Consider the following 2,243-nt stretch of genomic DNA (forward strand, 5'->3'; position numbering starts at 1 on the left):
AGACAGCCTTCGCGCACAGTGGCGAATGCCGGGATCAGCAGGTCATCGAGGGAGGCACCATTGGCGATATCCTGGCGGAACTGCTCGGTCCGCGCCCGAAGCTGGTCGTCGGTCAGCGCCTGCAGTTCATTTTCCATTGCGTTTATCGCTTCCACCCGGGGCCGGGTCGACTTGACACGGCGGTCGTTGGAGGAACCGAAAATCTTACGGGCGAGACCGCCGAGACTGACCATCAAGTGGCCCTTTCAATTCGAATGAAGCCGACTGTCCGCCGGCCGAACCTACCGAGGATAACGCGGTGGCAGGTTCAACACGAAAAGCGCCCGGAAAACGGTTCTGGACGCGAAGACGATGGACAGATAAGAGGGGGCACAACTTATGTCAACGTCGCAGAGAGCCTGCCGAAGACGCCAAATTCCGCCACATTTAGGTTGATTTGGAAGCGCGGTCATCCCCACCGGAGAGTTTAGATGCCTTTTTCGTTCCGTAGCGCCTCGCTTGCCAGTCTCGGACTTGCAGCCGGTCTCGTGGCGCTGTCGTCGCTGCCACTAGTCGCGCAGGAAGCTGCGCCCGCAGCCCAGACCGCGGCTCCCGCTGCTGTTCCTGTCGATCCGAATGCGATCGTGGCCACCATCAATGGCGAGAACGTCACCGAGGCCGACATTACGCTCGCCGAGCAGGATCTTGGCCAGCAGTTCGGCAACCTGCCGCCCGAACAGCGCCGTGCCGCTGCCCTGTCGTCGATCATCGAGATCAGGCTGATGGCTGCCCAGGCAGTCGAAAAGGGCCTCGACAAGGACGCTGACTTCCAGCGCCGCCTGGCTTTCCTCGACCAGCGCGCCCTGCATGGCGAATTGGTTGAAAAGGAAGTCGCCGGCAAGATCACCGACGACGAGATCCGCGCCCGCTACGACAAGGAAATCGCGGCCCAGAAGCCGGTCAACGAAGTCCATGCCCGCCACATCCTGGTCAAGACCAAGGAAGAGGCCGATGCGATCATCAAGAAGCTCGATGGCGGCGAGGAATTCCAGAAGCTCGCCAATGAAAACACCACCGACCCGAGCGGCAAGACCTCCGGTGGCGATCTCGGCTTCTTCGGCCCCGGCCAGATGGTGCCGGAGTTCGAAAAGGCCGCACTCGCCCTTGAAATCGGTGCCTATTCCAAGGAGCCGGTGCAGACCCAGTTCGGCTGGCACATCATCAAGGTCGAAGACAAGCGCACCCAGCAGCCGCCGGCATTCGACACCGTCAAGGAGCAGGTCCGCTCGCTCCTGATCCGCGAGAAATATATCGAGCTGGTCAAGCAGGTCCGTGCTGCCGGCAAGGTCGAAGTCACCGACCCGGCGCTGAAGACGGCGATCGACGCCATCGACGCGCAGAAGTAATTTTCGTCACTTCAAAACAAAAAAAGGCGGCGCTGTTTGGCGTCGCCCTTTTTGTTTGTGCTCGATTTTCGAAAAATCGCGGCGCTTGGCTGCGAAATCAGCTGTTTTGGGTCTTGATGCCGTGCACGATCACCCGGATCGCCGCACGCAACGTCGCATCGTCCTCGTCGAGCCGTCCAGTGAGCAGGTGCACCCAGGCATAGGACGAGACCATGTCGGCGATCTGGGTCGGATCTACATCGGCAGCCACTTCGCCGCGTGCCTTGGCCCGCTCGATGATCTTGCCGGTATTGGCCCTGCGTCCAGCTGCATATTCGGCCAGCGCTTGGGCTGCAGCAGGATCGGATTGGGCCTCGGCCACCAGCGAGCGAAAGATGCCACCCGAGGGTGTTGCGCGCCAATGCGCAAACAGGCTCCTGGCAAAACCGAACAGGTCTTCTTCAATGCTGCCGCTGTCGGGGTAGGCGACATCGCCCTTCTGGCGTTGATAGACCTCGAGAAGCAGGGCTGTCTTGCTCGGCCACCAGCGATAGATCGTCGGCTTGCCGGCGCGGGCGCGGCGCGCGACCGCCTCGATCGAGAATCCGGCATGGCCACTTTCGCGCAGCACGGCTTCTGCCGCCTCAAGGATCGCCTCGGCGCTTTCAGGGCTGCGCCTCGCGCCGATCGATTTCCGCGCGCTGTCTACTTCAATGCTCATCTCGTTCTCCGGTTCGCGACAATCCTATACGACCTCTTGACGAAACGAAACGGCCCGTTTTATATAACGAAACGTTTCGTTCCGATGGAGATGGAAATGCCTGCTTCTTCAACCCGTTTTTCCCGCCCACGTTTCGCCCTCATGGTTTTGCTCGGCGT

General features: G+C 60.7%; 3 protein-coding genes. 1 reads left to right on the forward strand and 2 read right to left on the reverse strand.

All coding sequences use genetic code 11. The annotated features are described in order from the left end of the window. On the reverse strand, nt 1–233 hold a 233-nt coding region (locus tag AC1DUU_RS29960; RefSeq protein ID WP_476786951.1), incomplete at its 3' end, for a hypothetical protein. A gap of 237 nt (nt 234–470) precedes the next feature. Here AC1DUU_RS29960 and AC1DUU_RS29965 point away from each other — a divergent pair. Next, nucleotides 471–1,385, forward strand: a complete 915-nt coding sequence (locus AC1DUU_RS29965; protein WP_476786952.1) for a peptidylprolyl isomerase — start codon at nt 471–473, stop codon at nt 1,383–1,385. A 97-nt stretch (nt 1,386–1,482) separates the two neighbouring features. Here the strand turns inward: AC1DUU_RS29965 and AC1DUU_RS29970 are convergent, their stop codons facing one another. After that, on the reverse strand, nt 1,483–2,085 hold the full coding sequence (locus tag AC1DUU_RS29970) for a TetR/AcrR family transcriptional regulator (protein ID WP_476786953.1): 603 nt from the start codon (nt 2,083–2,085) through the stop codon (nt 1,483–1,485). Between the last annotated feature and the right edge of the window lie 158 nt (nt 2,086–2,243).

It is taken from the genome of Aminobacter sp. P4_H6_2 (genome assembly GCF_056400805.1).